The organism is Pseudomonas sp. OTU5201, from assembly GCF_038440135.1.
GTDB classification, from domain to species: domain Bacteria; phylum Pseudomonadota; class Gammaproteobacteria; order Pseudomonadales; family Pseudomonadaceae; genus Metapseudomonas; species Metapseudomonas resinovorans.
Window position 1 is genome coordinate 36448 of the sequence record NZ_JASATC010000001.1, and the last position, 16449, is coordinate 52896.

Here is a 16449-nt window from a genome sequence, read left to right on the forward strand (position 1 = left end):
CGCCAACCGGCTGGTCGGAGGGTCTGCCACCTCATTGGGGACAGTGGTAGGATGCGCGCCCCATGCGTATCAGCGATATCCACCAACGCCTTGCCGACCTCGGCGCTCTCCCTGTCCACAGCGGACGGGTGGTGCGTTCCTGGCTGCAGGGCAAGCCCCTGGATGCCGGCACCCGCCGCCAACACACCGAGCACTTCCTGCCGCTCAGCGTCCGTGACGGCTTGCCCGCGCTGGCCAACGAGTTGGAGGCACTGGTTCACCTACGTTCGGAGCACCCCGGCGTAGACGGCTCCGCCCGCCTGCTGGTGGCATTGCGCGACGGCCAGATGGTGGAGAGCGTGCTGTTGCCCCGCGACGGGCTTTGCGTTTCGACCCAGGTCGGCTGCGCCGTGGGTTGCGTGTTTTGCATGACCGGCAAGAGCGGACTGCTGCGCCAGGTGGGCAGCGCCGAGATCGTCGCCCAGGTCGCCCTCGCCCGCCGCTTCCGGCCAGTGAAGAAAGTCGTATTCATGGGCATGGGCGAGCCGGCGCACAATCTGGAGAACGTGCTCGAGGCCATTAATCTGTTGGGCACTGACGGCGGTATCGGTCACAAGAACCTGGTGTTCTCCACCGTCGGCGACATGCGCGTCTTCGAGCGCCTGCCCCAGGAGCGGGTCAAGCCAGCCCTGGCCTTGTCCTTGCACACCACCCGTGCCGACCTCCGCGAGCAGCTGCTGCCCAAGGCACCGCGCATCGCTCCGGATGAGTTGGTTGAACTGGGCGAGCGCTATGCCCGCACCATCGGCTATCCCATCCAGTACCAGTGGACGCTGCTCAAGGGCATCAACGACAGCCAGGATGAAATGGACGGCATTCTGCGCCTGCTCAAGGGCAAGTACGCGGTGATGAACCTCATCCCCTACAACAGCCTGGATGCCGACGAATACCAGCGCCCCGATGGTGATCGAATCGTGCAGATGGTCCGCTACCTGCACAGTCGCGGCATTCTTACCAAGGTGCGTAATTCTGCTGGCCAGGACGTCGAGGGTGGCTGCGGCCAGTTGCGCGCCCGTGCCGTGGAACTGGTCAACACTCGCCGCTTGCCTCGCCCCGCCTCCTGAGCGATCGGACAACACGTTCGTGCCGACGAGCTAAGCTCAGGCCAGGAGGTGTCCCATGGACGACAAAAATCACGACCAACCCCTGAGCTTCCGCGAAATGCTGCAGAGCGTGCTGGCAGCTGCCTTCGGCGTGCAGAGCGGGAAGAATCGCACCCGCGACTTCAGTCGCGGCAAGCCCAGCCACTTCATCATCCTCGGCGTGCTATTCACCGTGGTCTTCGTGCTGGTGCTCTATGGCCTGGTGCGCCTGGTACTCCACTTCGCCGGCCTCTGAAGCCTCAGTCGATCAGAGGCGCAAGGGAGAAGCGATAGTCGCGCGCGCCTTTCTTGCCCACCAGGCTGAAGGCCCGGAAGTCCAGGTCGAAGCCATACCGCTCGATATGTCGCAAGAGCCGCGTTGTCTTGTCCCGGTCCAGGGCCATGAACAACCGCACTTCACGATCCTTGCCACCGTGACGGGCGAAATCCAAGCCAGCGTCGTAGTCATGCAACAGCACCATGGCCCAGCCGCCCAAGGTGAAGTGACCACTGACCAAGGCGCTGATCTTGCCATCGAGATAAGTGCGCAAGACTTCCGGTGAATTGTTCAGTGCAGAGAAAAGGAGGTCCTGCCCAGGCTTGCGCCCCAACTCGGTGGCGGCCAGCATCGCACCAAAGGCCATTTCATCGTTGGCCGACCACACCAGTTTCACATCCGGGTAGCGCTGAAACAGCTGCAGGGCCTGGGTATAGGCGCGCTCACGGCTCCATTCGCTGTAGACCAACTGGCGCAGACGGGCATTGGGGAACTCGGCCAGTGCCTGCATAAGGCCCTGCTCACGTCGCTGGGCCGCGGGCGTCTGTTTGACGCCGGAAAACGCCAGCATATCGAAGGGCTGGCCAGGCGCCAGGCGCTCCTGCTGTTCCAACAGCGAGCGCGCCATCAGGTAACCGGCCTCCTCATCATTGGGGACCATGCTGCCAATCCAGTCGGGGTAGCGCTCCCGGGTGCCCCCGGTCAGTAGCTGCTGATCAGGCGTCAGGTTGCTGTTCACGGTAAACAGCTTGACCCCGCTACCGCGCGACAGACGCAGGATTTCGGGCGCTGCGTATTGCTCATTGACGAACACCAGATAGTCAGGACGATCCGCCCCCTGCAACACCTCACGGGCCTGGTCGAGCATCAAGCCCAGGTCGCGCTCGGCATAGTGGATCTCAAGGTCCATGCCAAGGTCGTTGGAGGCCGCCTGCATGAACTGCGCATAACTCGCCCAGAAGGGTTCGTCGTGACGCCCCGGATTGAGAAAAACCACGGAAGCGGCGCTCAGCGCCTGGCTAACACCCAGGCAGAGGCACAGTAGAAGGCAAGCACCCAGTCCTTTCATTCCATCACCCAGGAAAAATCGGCGGCGCAGTATAACTGCTTCTTACCGGGTGATCGGAGGTAACGGGGCCGCCAGGCCCCGCTGTCTACTGGTGGCTGACCCAGAACACCGCAGCGGAAACGGCGATCAGGATCAAGAAGAAGATGGCCCAGGCATCGACCTTGCTGTCTTGGCTGGAATCTTCGGAATGCTCGGTCATGACGTCCCCCAATTGTTGTGGTTATAGGCGGCTTGCACTTCGAGTAAAGACCACCCCCCGCCGGGCCTCAAGCCAAAGGGCTATGCGCGGTCTCAGGGCAATAACTTCTGGTTCTTTACATATACTCAAACATCACTTTTGCGCATAACCCCGAACTGGTATCTTCCTCCGGCTCCGCGGGGAGTGCGCGGCCGTGCGCGCAGAAAAGCTGTAAGCAGCCTGACAACAGGACATTTCATGTACGTATACGACGAGTACGATCAACGGATCGTCGAGGACCGCGTCAAGCAGTTCCGCGATCAGACCCGCCGCTATCTGGAAGGCGAGCTTTCGGGTGAGGAATTCCGCCCGCTGCGCCTGCAGAACGGCCTGTACATCCAGCGCTACGCGCCCATGCTGCGTGTCGCCGTGCCCTACGGCCTGCTCTCTTCCGTCCAGGTGCGCAAGCTGGCGCAGATCGCTCGCGATTACGACAAGGGCTACGCCCACATCAGCACCCGCCAGAACGTCCAGTACAACTGGCCGGAACTGGAAGACGTGCCGGAAATCCTCGCCGAGCTGGCCACCGTGCAAATGCACGCCATCCAGACCAGCGGCAACTGCATCCGAAACACCACCACCGACCAGTTCGCCGGCGTTGCCCGTGACGAACTCGTCGACCCGCGCCCCTGGTGCGAGATCATCCGTCAGTGGTCCACCTTCCACCCGGAATTCTCCCACCTGCCGCGCAAGTTCAAGATCGCCGTCAACGGCGCTGTGAGCGACCGTGCCGCCATCGAAGTCCACGACATCGGTCTGGAAGCGGTGCAGAACGAAGCCGGCGAACTGGGCTTCCGCGTATCAGTCGGTGGCGGCCTTGGCCGTACCCCGATCGTCGGCAGCTTCATCAACGAGTTCCTGCCCTGGCAGCACCTGATCAGCTATCTCGACGCGATTCTGCGCGTGTACAACCGCTACGGCCGTCGCGATAACAAGTACAAGGCGCGCATCAAGATCCTGGTCAAGGCACTGACCCCGGAAGTGTTCGCCGAGCGCGTGAACGCCGAGTGGGTACACCTGAAGGATGGCCCGACCACCCTGACCGAAGCCGAAGTGGAGCGTGTCGCCAAGCACTTCGTCGACCCGACGTACAAGACCCTGGAAGACCAGGACGCTGCCCTCGCTGCCCTGGATACCGAGCACCCGGGCTTTGCCCGCTGGCGTGAGCGCAACGTGATTGCGCACAAGAAGCCCGGCTATGCCGCGGTGACTCTGTCGCTCAAGCCCACTGGCGTCGCGCCGGGCGATGTCACAGACAAGCAGCTGGACGCTATCGCCGACCTGGCTGATCGCTACTCCTTCGGCGAAGTGCGCAACAGCCACAACCAGAACATCATCCTGGCAGATGTCGAGCAGGCCCAACTCTTCACCCTCTGGGGCGAGCTGCGCGAACTCGGCTTTGCCACCCCGAACGTGGGTCTGCTGACCGACATCATCTGCTGCCCAGGCGGCGATTTCTGCTCCCTGGCCAACGCCAAGTCGATCCCGGTGGCCGAAGCCATCCAGCGCCGTTTCGACGACCTGGACTATCTGTTCGACATCGGCAACCTCGACCTGAACATTTCCGGCTGCATGAACGCCTGCGGCCACCACCACGTCGGCCACATCGGCATTCTCGGCGTGGACAAGAAGGGCCAGGAGTTCTACCAGGTGTCCCTCGGCGGCAGCGCCGGCCGTGATGCCAGCCTGGCGCAGATCCTCGGCCCGTCCTTCGCCCAGGACGAAATGGCCGACGTGATCGAGAAGATCATCAAGGTCTACGTGGAACAGCGCACCGAAGACGAGCAATTCCTCGACACCTTCCGCCGCATCGGTATCGACCCGTTCAAGGAGCGCGTATATGCAGCGAATCATTAAGAACGGTCAGGTCATCGACGAAACCTGGCATCTGCTGGCCAAGGACGCACCCCTGGACGGTATCCCCAACTGCGACGACATCATCATCCCGCTGGCGCTCTGGCGCGATCACGCCCATGCGCTGAAAGCCCGCGACGGCGGCCTCGGTGTCTGGCTGGACAGCGACGAAGAGATCGAAGAAATCGCCGACGACCTGGAACACTTCCAGGTCATCGCACTGAACTTCCCCGCCTTCACCGACGGCCGCCACTCCTCCACCGCCTACCTGCTGCGCCAACGCTACGGCTACAAGGGTGAAGTACGCGCCATAGGTGACGTGCTGCGCGACCAGCTCTTCGCCCTCCAGCGTTGTGGCTTCGACGCCTTTGCACTGCGGGCGGACAAGGACCCGTACGACGCCCTCAAGGCCTTCGAAGAGTTCTCCGAGGTCTACCAGGCATCCAGCGACCAGCCCCTGCCGCTGTTCCGCCGCCGTACGGCCTGAGTGATGCACCAACAAAGAGCCCCGCACACGCGGGGCTCTTTGGCTTCATCGTCCATGAGCGCGTTCCTACAGGTGATGGCACCTACCTACGGCGCGCGAACCGCATCCCACGCCACCTGCATGAACAGCTCGCGGCAATCGGCCAGACTGGTGCGAGTGCGTCCTGCCAGCCAGTTACGGGTGAAGTCCTGGACCGGCCCGATGACAACAGAAACGAAGCAGTCGCGAGGCATTTCACGGTAGGCACCTGATTCGCGATGAGGCCGCAGTATCTCTTCAATGCGCCCATGGTGCAGGCGGTTGGTTTCCCGCAGCTGCTCACCCAGCTCGCTCGCCTCCACCCTCCCCCGGCTGTGCAGGATGAACCTCGCCCAGTCCGGGTTCTCCAGCACCCAGTCGACATAACAGGCCACCAGCAGCTTGATGCAACCCTCGGCGCTATGCACCTTGGCGAACCCCGCCTCCAGCAAACGCGCATAGCCACTCACCCCCTCCAGATAGAGAGCGGCAATGATGCGCTCCTTGTTGCCGAAATGGTGGTACAGGCTACCGATGCTGGCACCGGATCGGTCACGGATCATCTCGATGGTGGTGGCATCCACGCCCTGTTCACTGAAGCAGGCCAGCGCAGCCTGGAGGATGTCGTCTTTTCGGGAGGGACGGCCCATTGGATTCCTTTAATGAAACTAGAATATTTTTCTAGAATAACTTTCTAGCTTTCGTATACTGCCCGGGTTCGCGTTTTTCCAGAAGCCCTTTCCACCGCCAGGACGGATGCAATGATCAGTTCGACAGAATCCCGGATCGACAACGGCAACGGCCACCTCATCAGCACCAATTGGTTCCGCCCCGAAGGCGAGGCCCTGGCCGCGGTGCTGATAGTACCCGCCATGGGCGTTCCCCAGCGCTATTACGCGCCCTTCGCCACCTGGCTAGCGGAACGCGGCTATCTGGTTGCCACTTTCGACTATGTCGGTATGGGCCAATCTCGCAACGGCCACCTGCGGGACCTGGACGTAGATATTCTCGATTGGGCCCGCCATGACTGCAGCACCATGCTTTCGCTCGTAGCCAATTCCGCCGGGGACAAGCCGCTTTACTGGATCGGGCACAGCCTGGGCGGGCAGATCCTGCCCTTCGTCGAGGGAGCCGAGCGCATCAGCAAGGTGCTGACCATTGCCACTGGCAGCGGCTATTGGCGGGAGAACACCGCCGAGCTGCGTCGTCGGGTCTGGTTGTTGTGGTTCCTGGTGGCACCGTTGGTCACGCCGCTGGCCGGCTACTTCCCTGGCAAGCGCCTAGGCATGGTGGGCGACCTGCCCAAGGGCGTGATTCAACAGTGGCGCCGCTGGTGCCTGAACCCGGAATACGCGGTGGGCGCTGAAGGTGAGCGTGTGCGGGAAGCCTATTCCGCGGTACGCACCCCGATTACCTCCATCTCCTTCACCGACGACGAGATGATGTCCGGGCGCAACACCGAGTCGCTGCACAGTTTCTATCGCCAGGCGCAGAAGAGTTTCAAGCGCATCGCCCCGGCGGATGTGGGCGAGAAAAGCATCGGTCACTTCGGCTTCTTCAAGCCGCAGTACGAACGCTCCCTGTGGCAAAGCGTGCTGCTGCCCGAACTGGCCTGAACCAGCCCGGGCCCGTTGGGCTCATTGCCAGAAACGCTGCTGACTGAGGCGTCCCCACCAGTTCAGCAGCACTCGATCGATGGCCACACTGGCGGCAAGGCCGACGCGCTCCTGCAAGCTTTTGCGCGCCGCATAGTGCAGGTGGAACAGCTCGGCTTCCTTGGCGCGTTCAGCCAGGTACTCGTCGCTGGTGCGCAGTTCGTCCACCAGTTGCTTCTCCAGCGCCGCCATGCCCAGCCAGACCTCGCCCGTGGCGATTTCGGCCATGTCCAGCTGAGGTCGGTAGCGACCGACGAAACCCTTGAACAGCTCGTGGGTGGTCTCGAGGTCTTCCTGGAACTTCTGCCGTCCCTTCTCGGTGTTCTCACCAAACACAGTGAGGGTGCGCTTGTACTCGCCGGCGGTGAGCACTTCAAAGTCGATATCGTGTCTCTTCAGCAAGCGATGCACGTTGGGCAGCTGCGCAACGACGCCAATAGAGCCAATGATGGAAAACGGCGCTGCAAGGATCTTCTGGCCGATACACGCCATCATGTAGCCGCCGCTGGCAGCCACCTTGTCCACACAGATGGTGAGCGGCACACCGGCGTCGCGAATGCGGGCCAGTTGCGACGACGCCAGGCCGTAGCTGTGCACCATGCCGCCGCCGCTCTCCAGGCGCACCACCACCTCGTCCTTGTCCGTGGCCATGGACAGCAGCGCAGTCACTTCATGGCGCAGGTGATCGGTGGCAGAGGCCTTGATATCGCCATCGAAGTCCAGCACGAAGACCCGTGACTTCTGCCCTGCCGACTTCTTCGCCTGTTTCGCCGCTTTGGCTTCGGCCTTGCGCAGTGACTTCAGGCGCGCCTTGTCCAAGACCGAGTGCTCCAGGCGCTCGCGCAAGTCCTTGTAGAAATCGTTGAGCTTGCGGACATCCAGATGGCCGCTGGCCACGCGCCGGTTGCGACCACGCAGTGCGGCGATAGCCGCCAGCACCACCAGGATGGCCACCAGCACGGTCACCGTCCTGGCCAGAAAGCCTGCATACTCGGCAAAGAACTCCACGTGTATCCCCCTTGTCATCCCCACTGGCGCCAGCCTTTCGGCGGCGCAAAGACCAACAAGCATAACGGCGCGAACCCCTGCTCGCCAGCGAGCTGAAACGTCTGCATAAACAGTGGGAATGCATTCAAACAAGCGTATGTTTTTTCGTTGACAGGCCTAAGGCTTCCTCATACCCTCGCGGAACTTTCAACCTCGCGGGACGGTAGCGTACGTGGGCAGCATCTACCTGATTCGACATGGCCAGGCTTCCTTCGGCGCCGACGACTACGATGTGCTTTCGCCCATCGGCATTCGTCAGGCCGAGGTGCTCGGCGAGCACCTCGCCCAACTGGGCCTGCGCTTCGATCGCTGCTACAGCGGTGACCTCCGTCGCCAACAGCACACGGCGCAATCTGCCCTGGCGCAATTCAGCGCTGCCGGCCTGACAGCGCCCGTCATCGATATCGACCCGGCCTTCAACGAGTTCGATGCAGACGCAGTGATCCGCGCCCTGCTCCCCGACCTGCTGCCGGAAGAGCCCGAAGCCTTGCACGTCTTGCGCAATGCCGCGCAAAACCGCGCGGAGTTCCAACGACTGTTCTCCAAGCTGATCCTGCGCTGGGTCTCAGGCGCCCACGACAAGCCGGGGCTACAAAGCTGGCTGGAGTTCGTCGAACAGGTTCGCGGAGGGATGGAGCGCATCCTGGCCAAGGCGGACAGCAAACAGAATATTGCCGTGTTCACCTCCGGCGGCACTATCACAGCCCTGCTCCACCTGGTTGCCGGCATTCCGGCCGAAAGTGCCTTCGGGCTCAACTGGCAGATCGTCAACACCTCGCTCAACCGTCTGAAGTTCCGCGGTAGCGAGGTAACCTTGGCTTCCTTCAACAGTCATGTGCATCTGGAACTGTTGAAGGCGCCGGAGCTCATCACTTATCGCTGAGTCCGGCCCACTGCGGCTGGAACAAGCCGCTAGAAAAAACCCTAGAAAAAGGAAAACACCATGACCAACGTTGCTGACATCGTCAAAACCATGCAGTCCAAGTTCAACGCCGGTGCCGCCGCTGGCCTGGATCTGGTATTCCAGTTCAACATCGAAGACGGCGACAACCACTACCTGGTGGTCAAGGACGGCACCTGCGACGTACAGCAGGGCGATGCCCCGAACCCGAACGTCACCCTGATCATGGACAGCGCTACCCTGAAGGGTATCACTAGCGGTGAAACCGACGGCATGCAGGCCTTCATGGCGGGCAAGCTGCGCGCCGAAGGCGACATGATGCTGGCCATGAAGCTCGGCGAACTGTTCCCGGTCTAAGCTCTTCTCGCGAAAAGCCATGCACCAAGAAACCGGAGTCCATGGGCTCCGGTTTTTTTTCGCCCGACGCAAGCGGTACGGGCGAATCAGGCAGCCTGATTGTGCTGCAACACCTTTGTCTATAACGGCTAGTTCGGCTTGTGACGCCCCTGAAGCGGCATTAGATTAGCGAATAGTCTCGGGCCCCCATCATAAGTAGAAGGGATAAGCATGACGCTTACTGATCAGTCCACCCGTATCCGCGAAGGCGAAGAGCTCGACGCCGCCGTTATCGACCAATACCTCAAGGCCAACATTCCCGGCCTGGCAGGCACCCCGCGCATCAGCCAGTTCCCTGGCGGTGCCTCCAATCTGACCTACCTGCTGGAATACCCCAACCAGGAGTTCGTGCTGCGCCGCCCACCCTTCGGCCACAAGGCCAAGTCCGCACACGACATGGGCCGCGAGTTCCGCATCCTCAACCAGCTCAACGCCGGTTTCCCCTACTGCCCCAAGGCCTATGTGCACTGCACCGACGAATCGGTGATCGGCGCCGAGTTTTACGTGATGGAACGGGTCAAGGGCGTGATCCTGCGCGCCGACCTGCCGGCCGACATGACGCTCGATGAAGGCCAGGCCCGCGAACTGTGCCTGAGCTTCATCGACAAGCTGGTGGAGTTGCACAATGTCGACTACAAGGCCTGCGGCCTGGGCGACCTGGGCAAGCCGGAAGGCTATGTGCAGCGCCAGATCGCCGGCTGGACCGACCGCTACGAGAAGGCCCTGACCCCGGACGCCCCGACCTGGGAGCCGGTCAAGGCGTGGCTGCGCGACAAGATGCCGGCCGACCACCACAAGCCGGCCATCGTCCACAACGACTACCGCTTCGACAACGTGATCCTCGATCCGAACAACTCGATGGAGATCATCGGGGTACTGGATTGGGAACTGACCACCATCGGCGATCCGCTCATGGACCTGGGCAACACCCTTGCCTACTGGATCGAAGCCAAAGACCCGGCCCCCGTGCAGTTGATGCGTCGTCAGCCGAGCCACCTGCCAGGCATGCTGACCCGCCAGGAGTTCGCCGACTACTACGCCGAGCGTGCCGGCCTGACGCGCATCGACAACCTCGACTTCTACTACACCTACGGCCTGTTCCGCCTGGCCGGCATCGTGCAGCAGATCTACTACCGCTACTTCCACGGGCAGACCCAGGACAAGCGCTTTGCACAGTTCATTCACATGAACAAGCTGCTGGAGCAGATGAGCCTGCAAGTCATCAACCAATCACGGCTGTAAACCGGCTTACAACAAGGGGAACCCCATGTCCAAGACCCATCTGTTCGACCTCGACGGCAAGATCGCCTTTGTTTCCGGCGCCAGCCGCGGTATCGGTGAAGCCATTGCCAAGTTGCTGGCCCAGCAAGGTGCCCACGTGATCGTTTCCAGCCGCAAGATCGAAGGCTGCCAGGCCGTTGCCGACGCCATCATCGCAGAAGGCGGCCAGGCCACCGCAATCGCCTGCCACATTGGCGAAATGGAACAGATCCAGAGCGTCTTCGCCGAGATCCGCGAGAAGTTCGGCCGCCTCGACATCCTGGTCAACAACGCCGCCACCAACCCGCAGTTCTGCAACGTGCTGGACACCGACCTGTCGGCCTTTCAGAAGACCGTGGACGTGAACATCCGTGGCTACTACTTCATGTCCATCGAAGGCGGCAAGCTGATGAAGCAGAACGGCGGCGGCAGCATCATCAACGTCGCCTCCATCAACGGCGTTTCCCCGGGCGAGTTCCAGGGCATCTATTCGGTGACCAAGGCCGCCGTGATCAGCATGACCAAGGTCTTCGCCAAGGAATGCGCCCAGTTCGGCATTCGCTGCAACGCCCTGCTGCCCGGCCTCACCGACACCAAGTTTGCCTCGGCCCTGGTGAAGAACGATGCCATTCTCAATGTCGCCCTGCAGCGCATCCCGCTCAAGCGCGTCGCGGACCCAAGCGAGATGGCAGGCACCGTCCTTTACCTTGCCAGCGATGCCTCCAGCTACACCACCGGCGTTGCGCTGAACGTCGACGGTGGCTTCCTTTCCTGAGGATATCGCCCATGAAAAAGGGAGCCTGAGGGCTCCCTTTTTCATGTCTGTGATTTAATGGGAGATTCAATGTCAACGCCGCAATCCAGTAGGGTGGATGGCGCTTTTCCATCCACCGGCTGCGCTATGCCGGGCCTCGAATGTTGGACCGCTGAAGCGTGGTCCACCCTACCGCTGAATCGATCTTTGGGCTTCGCATCCTGTGCGAATTCGTTCGCGAATTAAATCGCCCCCAGTGCGGTTTCCCAGACAATAAATCCGGAATCAGCGCCAGTCCTTCAATGCTTCCTTGGCCACCTGATTCAACGGTTGGGCCAGCAGACCTGTGGGCGACAGGCTCACGGAGTAGACGGCTCCATCCGCCATTGGCAGGTAGGTCACGCGCTGCGCCTCAGGCACGAACAGGAAGAAGTCACGCTGGGCCAGTCGCAACCAGCGCCACAGATCAACGCCGTATGGACTCGCCGCCAATTGCACACGAGGATGCTGGGCCAGCGCCTGCTGTTCGATGGCGAGGAAGCGCCCCGATAGTCGCTCCAGGCGGTAGCCCGGTTGCAGGCCGAGCAACTCACCCAGGCCTTTCCACTTGAACAGTCGCGCATCCAGTTGCCAGAGGTCGCCATCCAGCAACACTTCACGCTCGGTGCCGCCCTCCAGTAGCGTGACCTGGTAGCTCTGCGGGCCCGTGGACTTGAAGTTCAGGGTCACCAGCGGCTTGTCTTCAGGCAGCGCGTTGTAGCTCCACAGGTCCTTGGCTACCAATGCCACCAGCAGCGCCAGAACCAGGAACGCCAGGCCGCAGGTACCGCGAAGCCAACCCAGAAACCAGCCGCGATCGAAGAGGATACGTCCCGCCACCACCGCGACCAACACTGCCAGCAGGGCGGTTGCCCAGGCCAGGCCGTCATACTGCATGGAGCCCATTCCTTATGCGTGAAAATGCCGGCATTATGCGCAACTCCCCACGCCGCAGCCACAAGCCACGCGGCAGTTGTAGACACGGACCTCGTTTTCCATGCCATTCCCCTTCGAGCTGGCGGTCGATCCCGCCACACTGGCGATTCTCGCCGCTGTCGCCTTTCTTGCCGGATTCATCGACGCCATCGCCGGTGGCGGCGGACTGCTGACCATCCCCGCCTTGCTTACCGCCGGGCTGCCGCCGCACCTGGTACTGGGCACCAACAAACTCTGCGCCACCTTCGGCTCGGCCACCGCCAGCTTCACCTTCTATCGGCGCAAATTGTTCGATCCCGGCAAATGGCGCAATGCGCTGATTGCCACCGCCATCGGTGCCGCCCTGGGCGCGGTGATCGCCCATTGGCTTCCCGCTGCCTGGCTCAACCAGATGCTGCCGGTGGTGGTCTTCGGATGCGGCCTGTACCTGCTATTCGGCAAGACCCCGGACGTGGCGCATAGCCAGGATGCTGTCATCCCTCGCGGCCGCCAGTGGCCCCAGGGCCTCGGCCTCGGCTTCTACGACGGTGTGGCCGGCCCGGGCACAGGTGCCTTCTGGACCGTCAGCAGCCTGCTGCTCTACCCGTTGGACCTGGTGCGCGCAAGCGGCGTCGCCCGCAGCATGAACTTCGTCAGCAACGCCATGGCCCTGGTGGTCTTCATCGCCGCAGGACAGGTGGCCTGGGCGCTGGGCATCAGCATGGGCGTGGCATTGATGGCAGGTGCTTTCCTGGGTGCGCGCACCGCCATCAAGGGCGGCGCCAAGTTCATCCGTCCGGTGTTCATACTGGTGGTGTTGGCGCTGACCGCGCGCCTAGCGTGGCAGCACTGGATCGGCTAAGCCGAGGCGCCGCGCCACGTACAGGTCGATGAGGTAACGCGCGATGGAGCGCTGCGCCGGCAAGGGCGGCAGCGCATCCAAGGGGAACCAGCGGGCGTCCTCTATCTCACCCGGTTGCGGCACGATCTCGCCGCTACGGTACTCAGCATGGAAACCGAGCATCAGCGAATGCGGGAAAGGCCAGTTCTGGCTGGCGATGTACTGGATATTGCCGATTTCCACGCCGACTTCTTCCCGCACTTCGCGGGCCACGCACTCCTCCACCGACTCGCCCGGTTCGACGAAGCCGGCCAGTGTGCTGTAGACGCCGCTGACGAAGCGCGGAGAACGCGCCAGCAAAAGCTCATCGCCACGACTGACCAGCACGATCATGCTCGGCGAAAGTCGCGGATAGTGGTGGACTTCGCAACTCGGACAGCGCATCGCCCGCTCGCCCACAACCGGCTCCATGCGCTGGCCGCAGCTACCACAGAACCGGTTCTGGTCAGCCCAGGTTCCGATCTGACTGGCATAGCCGAGCATGCGGAAGACATCGTGATCCCCCTGCAGCATGACCTGGCGCAGGCCCTGCCAATGGCAACCAGCCACTTCAGCCGGATGGGCCAGTTCAAGCAGGTAGATGGAATCGCCGTCGAAGTGGCCGATACCATGCTCGGCCAACACCGGCAGTTCCTGGCGCTTCAGCCACTCACGTGGGAAGAGCACGCCGTTGCTGTCGGTGAGAAACTGCTGGCGACAATGGGCCACGGCCCAGCCTCCAGGCTTGGAGACATCCAGCAAGCCTGAATGCCAGCGTTCACCGGCCATGTCAGGCCGCCACTGGCAGGCCCAGGGCCCGCACACTGTTGGCAGCCAGGTCGAGGACGTCGACCTGGAAGCCACGGCGCATGCCGGCGCCGCCTTCGAGGTAGTACTCAAGGCTGGTCAGGGCATCCGCCAGGGTTTCCAACATCTGCTCCGAAGGCATGAGAGGGGTCTCCAGCATCTGCTGTTGGATGTACTCGGCACAGGCACCGACCAGGGCAGCAGCACGCTCCTGGCCAAGGAACCAGAGCCCTCCGCGAACGGCCTGCAGACTCACCGGCACGTTGGCCAGGTGCGGTTTCTCGCCGTTGGACTCCAGGTAGGCGGTAATGGCGCGCTTGGCCAGGGCCAGTCCGGCCTGGGCCTCGTCCAGTACCACGATACGCGCTTCGGCCAGTTGGTGGTTGGCGAAGGATTCCGCCTCGTGCCCCGGTTCAGCCACCAGCCGCGCGCCCCGACGCTCACCACTGTCGAGACCGGCCACCATGCTTTCCACATAGAGCACGGCATCGGCCAGCTTGAGCAATTCGCTGGGCTCAACCGGCGCGCTTGCGTTCCAGGCGGCAACCATCGGCAATTGCGACTGCAAGGCGTTGCCGGGGGAGTTCAAGCCAACCATGACCAGAGTCTTGGCCAGCTTGCCCAGCAGGGTATGAAGACTCTCGAAGGACTCGATCGGCGCAGTGCCACGCTCGATCAGGTCGATCATGTCCTTGACGCTGTTCAGCTCTTCGAATATGGCCGAGGACAGCGAACGCATCACCGCCTGCCCCGGTCCGGACAGGCGCTGGTATTCCTGTTCCAGGAGCTGATCGGAGAACGGTAGCGCGGTCATGCCGAAGACTTCGCGCAGCTCGCGGGAGCGCGGCCCCTGACTGTCGGCGAGCGCCACCAGGTAGAGGAGTTCTTTCTGCAAGCTGCGTGGTGCCTCGTAGGCAGCGTTGGCCAATAGCAGCTTGAGCTCTCGGTCCAGGCGCGAGAACAGTTGCTTGCGCGACTTGCGCGCCAGCAACTGGCCGTCCAGCTGCGATTCAATGGCCGCCGCGCCGATCCAGCAGAGACGGCCACGGGACTGCTCGGCGAACAGGCGCTCCAGGCCGCCCAGGGCGCGTTCCATCATGCGCAGGGCACTGGGCACCTTCTGACCCCGCAGGAAGCCAAGCAGACCCTGCTGGTAGGCTTGACGGAAACGTCGGGCCAAAGCCTCCCGATCAGCACCAGCCGGCAAACTGCATGCAGTCGCCCCTTGGCGCGTCTGGTCCAGGCGCACGCTGAAGAAATAGCTTTCCGGCAGCGGCGGCTGGCCGCCGGCCTGGCGCAGGTCGTTGATCGCCGGCAGCAGCAGTTCAGGCATTTCCTGGCGGTGCACATCCAAGTTTTCCAGGTAGCGACGCAGCACGTGCAGCGCATTGCTCTGGGCCGCCAACTGGACGTCGCGCTCCTCACCGGCCCCGGTGGGAATGTCCGTCGCCTGGTCCAGCAGCTCCTGGGCCAGCAGTTCAGCGCCGGTCAGCTCAATCAGTTTGAGTGTGCCACGCACCTGGTGCATGGCTTCCACCGCCTGCTGCAACAGGCCGCCATTCTGGCGTTCGGCGATGAACTGCTCGAGACTCTGTTCAGCCTGCTCCATGGTGGCGAACAATTCGTCGCGCACCAGCCCCAGCGAAGTGACTCCGGTGACCATGCCTTAATGCGCCTCCCGCGCGAGTGTGCGGTAGCGCATCAGTCAGCGAACTCTGGTTTCTGTTTGCTCATGTGGGCTGTCATGGCCACGCGCAAATCGGCCGATTGCAGCATGGCAGCGTTCCAGGTGGCGATGTACTCGAGGCCATCGTCGACCCGGTGGTCACGCATGTAGCGGATCATTTCCTTGGTGCCGCGCACTGCGATGGGGGACTTGGCGGCAATCTCGTGGGCGATGCCGAACACGCCATCGAGCAGGCTGTCCTGGTCGGAGTACGTACGGTTGACCAGCCCGAGGCGCTGCGCCTCTTCACCGTCGATGGTGCGGCCGGTGTAGGCCAGCTCACGCATCATGCCGTCACCGATGATCCGCGGCAGCCTCTGCAAAGTGCCGACGTCAGCCGCCATTCCGATGTCGATTTCCTTGATGGAGAACTGCGCGTCGACTGTCGAATAGCGCATATCGCAGGCGGAGATCAGGTCGATGGCACCGCCCAGGCAGTAGCCCTGGATTGCCGCAATCACCGGCTTGCTGCAGTTGTCGATGGCGTTGAACGAGGCCTGCAGTTCGAGAATTTTGCGGCGCAGGGCACGTGCGTTGCGACCGGCATCTGGACCAAGCTGGGCGCCGACCGAGGCCAGCATCATCAGGTCGATGCCGGAGGAGAAATGCTTACCCGCGCCAGAAATCACCACCACCCGCACTTCGTCGTTGTCTTCGATCTCGCGGAAGATCTCGACGATTTCTTTCCAGAAATCGGCGTTCATCGCGTTGATCTTTTCCGGACGGTTGATCTGCACATGGGCGATCTTGTCTGCCAACTCTACGCGGAAGGCTTTGTAATCAGGCACGGGTCAGTCCTCGGCGTGCGCCACAAAAATGGAGTCGTTCAGGAAGCCCGGCAACTATAACAAGCACGAAGTAAAAGTCGATGCTGCCCACTGTGACGCAGGCCACGCCATGCAACTGCCACTTCAAATCGAAAACCCGGCTTAAACGCTTGATCTACAGGGACCGGGCTGGCACCTTCCCAGCGCCTTCCAACAATTACAAAACCAAGGACAACCT

The 16449-nt window shown here is 62.2% G+C and carries 17 protein-coding genes; 10 read left to right on the plus strand and 7 right to left on the minus strand.

Features of this window, described 5'->3' with window-relative positions; all coding sequences use genetic code 11:
• Positions 1-62: 62 nt before the first annotated feature.
• Positions 63-1103, plus strand: a complete 1041-nt coding sequence (locus tag AAHM40_RS00200) for an RNA methyltransferase (RefSeq protein WP_342242911.1) — start codon at positions 63-65, stop codon at positions 1101-1103.
• A 55-nt stretch (positions 1104-1158) separates the two neighbouring features.
• Positions 1159-1377 (plus strand): DUF2970 domain-containing protein, encoded by a 219-nt coding sequence (locus tag AAHM40_RS00205; RefSeq protein ID WP_342242912.1) that lies wholly within the window; start codon positions 1159-1161, stop codon positions 1375-1377.
• A gap of 4 nt (positions 1378-1381) precedes the next feature.
• On the opposite strand, the gene AAHM40_RS00210 is transcribed toward AAHM40_RS00205, so the two are convergent.
• Complete coding sequence (locus AAHM40_RS00210; RefSeq protein WP_342242913.1) at positions 1382-2467, minus strand: ABC transporter substrate-binding protein; 1086 nt, start codon at positions 2465-2467, stop codon at positions 1382-1384.
• A 436-nt stretch (positions 2468-2903) separates the two neighbouring features.
• Between AAHM40_RS00210 and AAHM40_RS00215 the strand changes: the two genes are divergently transcribed.
• The gene (locus tag AAHM40_RS00215) at positions 2904-4562 is read left to right on the plus strand and encodes a nitrite/sulfite reductase (RefSeq protein WP_342242914.1); all 1659 of its coding nucleotides are present in this window, start codon (positions 2904-2906) and stop codon (positions 4560-4562) included.
• Positions 4546-5046, plus strand: coding sequence for a DUF934 domain-containing protein (locus AAHM40_RS00220; protein ID WP_342242915.1), 501 nt, complete (start codon positions 4546-4548; stop codon positions 5044-5046). Before AAHM40_RS00215 ends, AAHM40_RS00220 begins: the two co-directional genes overlap by 17 nt.
• A gap of 86 nt (positions 5047-5132) precedes the next feature.
• Here the strand turns inward: AAHM40_RS00220 and AAHM40_RS00225 are convergent, their stop codons facing one another.
• Positions 5133-5714 (minus strand): TetR/AcrR family transcriptional regulator, encoded by a 582-nt coding sequence (locus AAHM40_RS00225; protein ID WP_342242916.1) that lies wholly within the window; start codon positions 5712-5714, stop codon positions 5133-5135.
• Positions 5715-5825: 111 nt separating this feature from the next.
• Between AAHM40_RS00225 and AAHM40_RS00230 the strand changes: the two genes are divergently transcribed.
• Complete coding sequence (locus tag AAHM40_RS00230) at positions 5826-6680, plus strand: alpha/beta hydrolase family protein (RefSeq protein ID WP_342242917.1); 855 nt, start codon at positions 5826-5828, stop codon at positions 6678-6680.
• Positions 6681-6701: 21 nt separating this feature from the next.
• Here AAHM40_RS00230 and sohB read toward each other — a convergent pair whose 3' ends face one another.
• The gene (sohB, locus tag AAHM40_RS00235; RefSeq protein ID WP_342242918.1) at positions 6702-7727 is read right to left on the minus strand and encodes a protease SohB; all 1026 of its coding nucleotides are present in this window, start codon (positions 7725-7727) and stop codon (positions 6702-6704) included.
• A gap of 211 nt (positions 7728-7938) precedes the next feature.
• Here sohB and AAHM40_RS00240 point away from each other — a divergent pair, with 211 nt between their 5' ends.
• The 4 genes from AAHM40_RS00240 to AAHM40_RS00255 all read left to right on the plus strand — a co-directional run bounded on the left by AAHM40_RS00240 (position 7939) and on the right by AAHM40_RS00255 (position 11098).
• A complete protein-coding gene (locus AAHM40_RS00240) occupies positions 7939-8649 on the plus strand; it encodes a histidine phosphatase family protein (protein ID WP_342242919.1) in 711 nt (236 codons plus the stop codon).
• A 60-nt stretch (positions 8650-8709) separates the two neighbouring features.
• Positions 8710-9024 carry an SCP2 sterol-binding domain-containing protein gene (locus AAHM40_RS00245; RefSeq protein WP_028627740.1) on the plus strand — a complete coding sequence of 105 codons (315 nt, stop codon included), beginning with the start codon at positions 8710-8712 and terminating at the stop codon, positions 9022-9024.
• Between the two features lie 210 nt (positions 9025-9234).
• Complete coding sequence (locus tag AAHM40_RS00250; RefSeq protein ID WP_342242920.1) at positions 9235-10305, plus strand: phosphotransferase family protein; 1071 nt, start codon at positions 9235-9237, stop codon at positions 10303-10305.
• Positions 10306-10330: 25 nt separating this feature from the next.
• A complete protein-coding gene (locus tag AAHM40_RS00255) occupies positions 10331-11098 on the plus strand; it encodes an SDR family oxidoreductase (protein WP_028627742.1) in 768 nt (255 codons plus the stop codon).
• Between the two features lie 264 nt (positions 11099-11362).
• Here the strand turns inward: AAHM40_RS00255 and AAHM40_RS00260 are convergent, their stop codons facing one another.
• Positions 11363-12013, minus strand: a complete 651-nt coding sequence (locus AAHM40_RS00260; RefSeq protein WP_028627743.1) for a hypothetical protein — start codon at positions 12011-12013, stop codon at positions 11363-11365.
• A 100-nt stretch (positions 12014-12113) separates the two neighbouring features.
• Here AAHM40_RS00260 and AAHM40_RS00265 point away from each other — a divergent pair, with 100 nt between their 5' ends.
• Positions 12114-12893 carry a TSUP family transporter gene (locus AAHM40_RS00265; protein WP_342242921.1) on the plus strand — a complete coding sequence of 260 codons (780 nt, stop codon included), beginning with the start codon at positions 12114-12116 and terminating at the stop codon, positions 12891-12893.
• Here the strand turns inward: AAHM40_RS00265 and nudC are convergent.
• The 3 genes from nudC to AAHM40_RS00280 are packed head-to-tail and all read right to left on the minus strand — an operon-like array spanning position 12867 to position 16232.
• Positions 12867-13700 carry an NAD(+) diphosphatase gene (nudC, locus tag AAHM40_RS00270; RefSeq protein WP_342242922.1) on the minus strand — a complete coding sequence of 278 codons (834 nt, stop codon included), beginning with the start codon at positions 13698-13700 and terminating at the stop codon, positions 12867-12869. The genes AAHM40_RS00265 and nudC overlap by 27 nt on opposite strands.
• Position 13701: 1 nt before the next feature.
• Entirely contained in the window at positions 13702-15381 is a 1680-nt protein-coding gene (locus AAHM40_RS00275; protein WP_342242923.1) for a ferrous iron transporter B, read from the minus strand.
• 38 nt (positions 15382-15419) lie between these two features.
• Positions 15420-16232 (minus strand): crotonase/enoyl-CoA hydratase family protein, encoded by an 813-nt coding sequence (locus AAHM40_RS00280; protein ID WP_342242924.1) that lies wholly within the window; start codon positions 16230-16232, stop codon positions 15420-15422.
• Positions 16233-16449: the final 217 nt, after the last annotated feature.

What these genes read in the sequence shown, in the direction of transcription:
- AAHM40_RS00200 (WP_342242911.1), top strand. Translation starts at nt 63, where the DNA reads ATGCGTATCAGCGATATCCACCAACGCCTTGCCGACCTCGGCGCTCTC.
- AAHM40_RS00205 (WP_342242912.1), top strand. Translation starts at nt 1,159, where the DNA reads ATGGACGACAAAAATCACGACCAACCCCTGAGCTTCCGCGAAATGCTG.
- AAHM40_RS00210 (WP_342242913.1), bottom strand. Translation starts at nt 2,467, where the DNA reads ATGAAAGGACTGGGTGCTTGCCTTCTACTGTGCCTCTGCCTGGGTGTT.
- AAHM40_RS00215 (WP_342242914.1), top strand. Translation starts at nt 2,904, where the DNA reads ATGTACGTATACGACGAGTACGATCAACGGATCGTCGAGGACCGCGTC.
- AAHM40_RS00220 (WP_342242915.1), top strand. Translation starts at nt 4,546, where the DNA reads ATGCAGCGAATCATTAAGAACGGTCAGGTCATCGACGAAACCTGGCAT.
- AAHM40_RS00225 (WP_342242916.1), bottom strand. Translation starts at nt 5,714, where the DNA reads ATGGGCCGTCCCTCCCGAAAAGACGACATCCTCCAGGCTGCGCTGGCC.
- AAHM40_RS00230 (WP_342242917.1), top strand. Translation starts at nt 5,826, where the DNA reads ATGATCAGTTCGACAGAATCCCGGATCGACAACGGCAACGGCCACCTC.
- AAHM40_RS00245 (WP_028627740.1), top strand. Translation starts at nt 8,710, where the DNA reads ATGACCAACGTTGCTGACATCGTCAAAACCATGCAGTCCAAGTTCAAC.
- AAHM40_RS00250 (WP_342242920.1), top strand. Translation starts at nt 9,235, where the DNA reads ATGACGCTTACTGATCAGTCCACCCGTATCCGCGAAGGCGAAGAGCTC.
- AAHM40_RS00255 (WP_028627742.1), top strand. Translation starts at nt 10,331, where the DNA reads ATGTCCAAGACCCATCTGTTCGACCTCGACGGCAAGATCGCCTTTGTT.
- AAHM40_RS00260 (WP_028627743.1), bottom strand. Translation starts at nt 12,013, where the DNA reads ATGCAGTATGACGGCCTGGCCTGGGCAACCGCCCTGCTGGCAGTGTTG.
- AAHM40_RS00265 (WP_342242921.1), top strand. Translation starts at nt 12,114, where the DNA reads ATGCCATTCCCCTTCGAGCTGGCGGTCGATCCCGCCACACTGGCGATT.
- nudC (WP_342242922.1), bottom strand. Translation starts at nt 13,700, where the DNA reads ATGGCCGGTGAACGCTGGCATTCAGGCTTGCTGGATGTCTCCAAGCCT.
- AAHM40_RS00275 (WP_342242923.1), bottom strand. Translation starts at nt 15,381, where the DNA reads ATGGTCACCGGAGTCACTTCGCTGGGGCTGGTGCGCGACGAATTGTTC.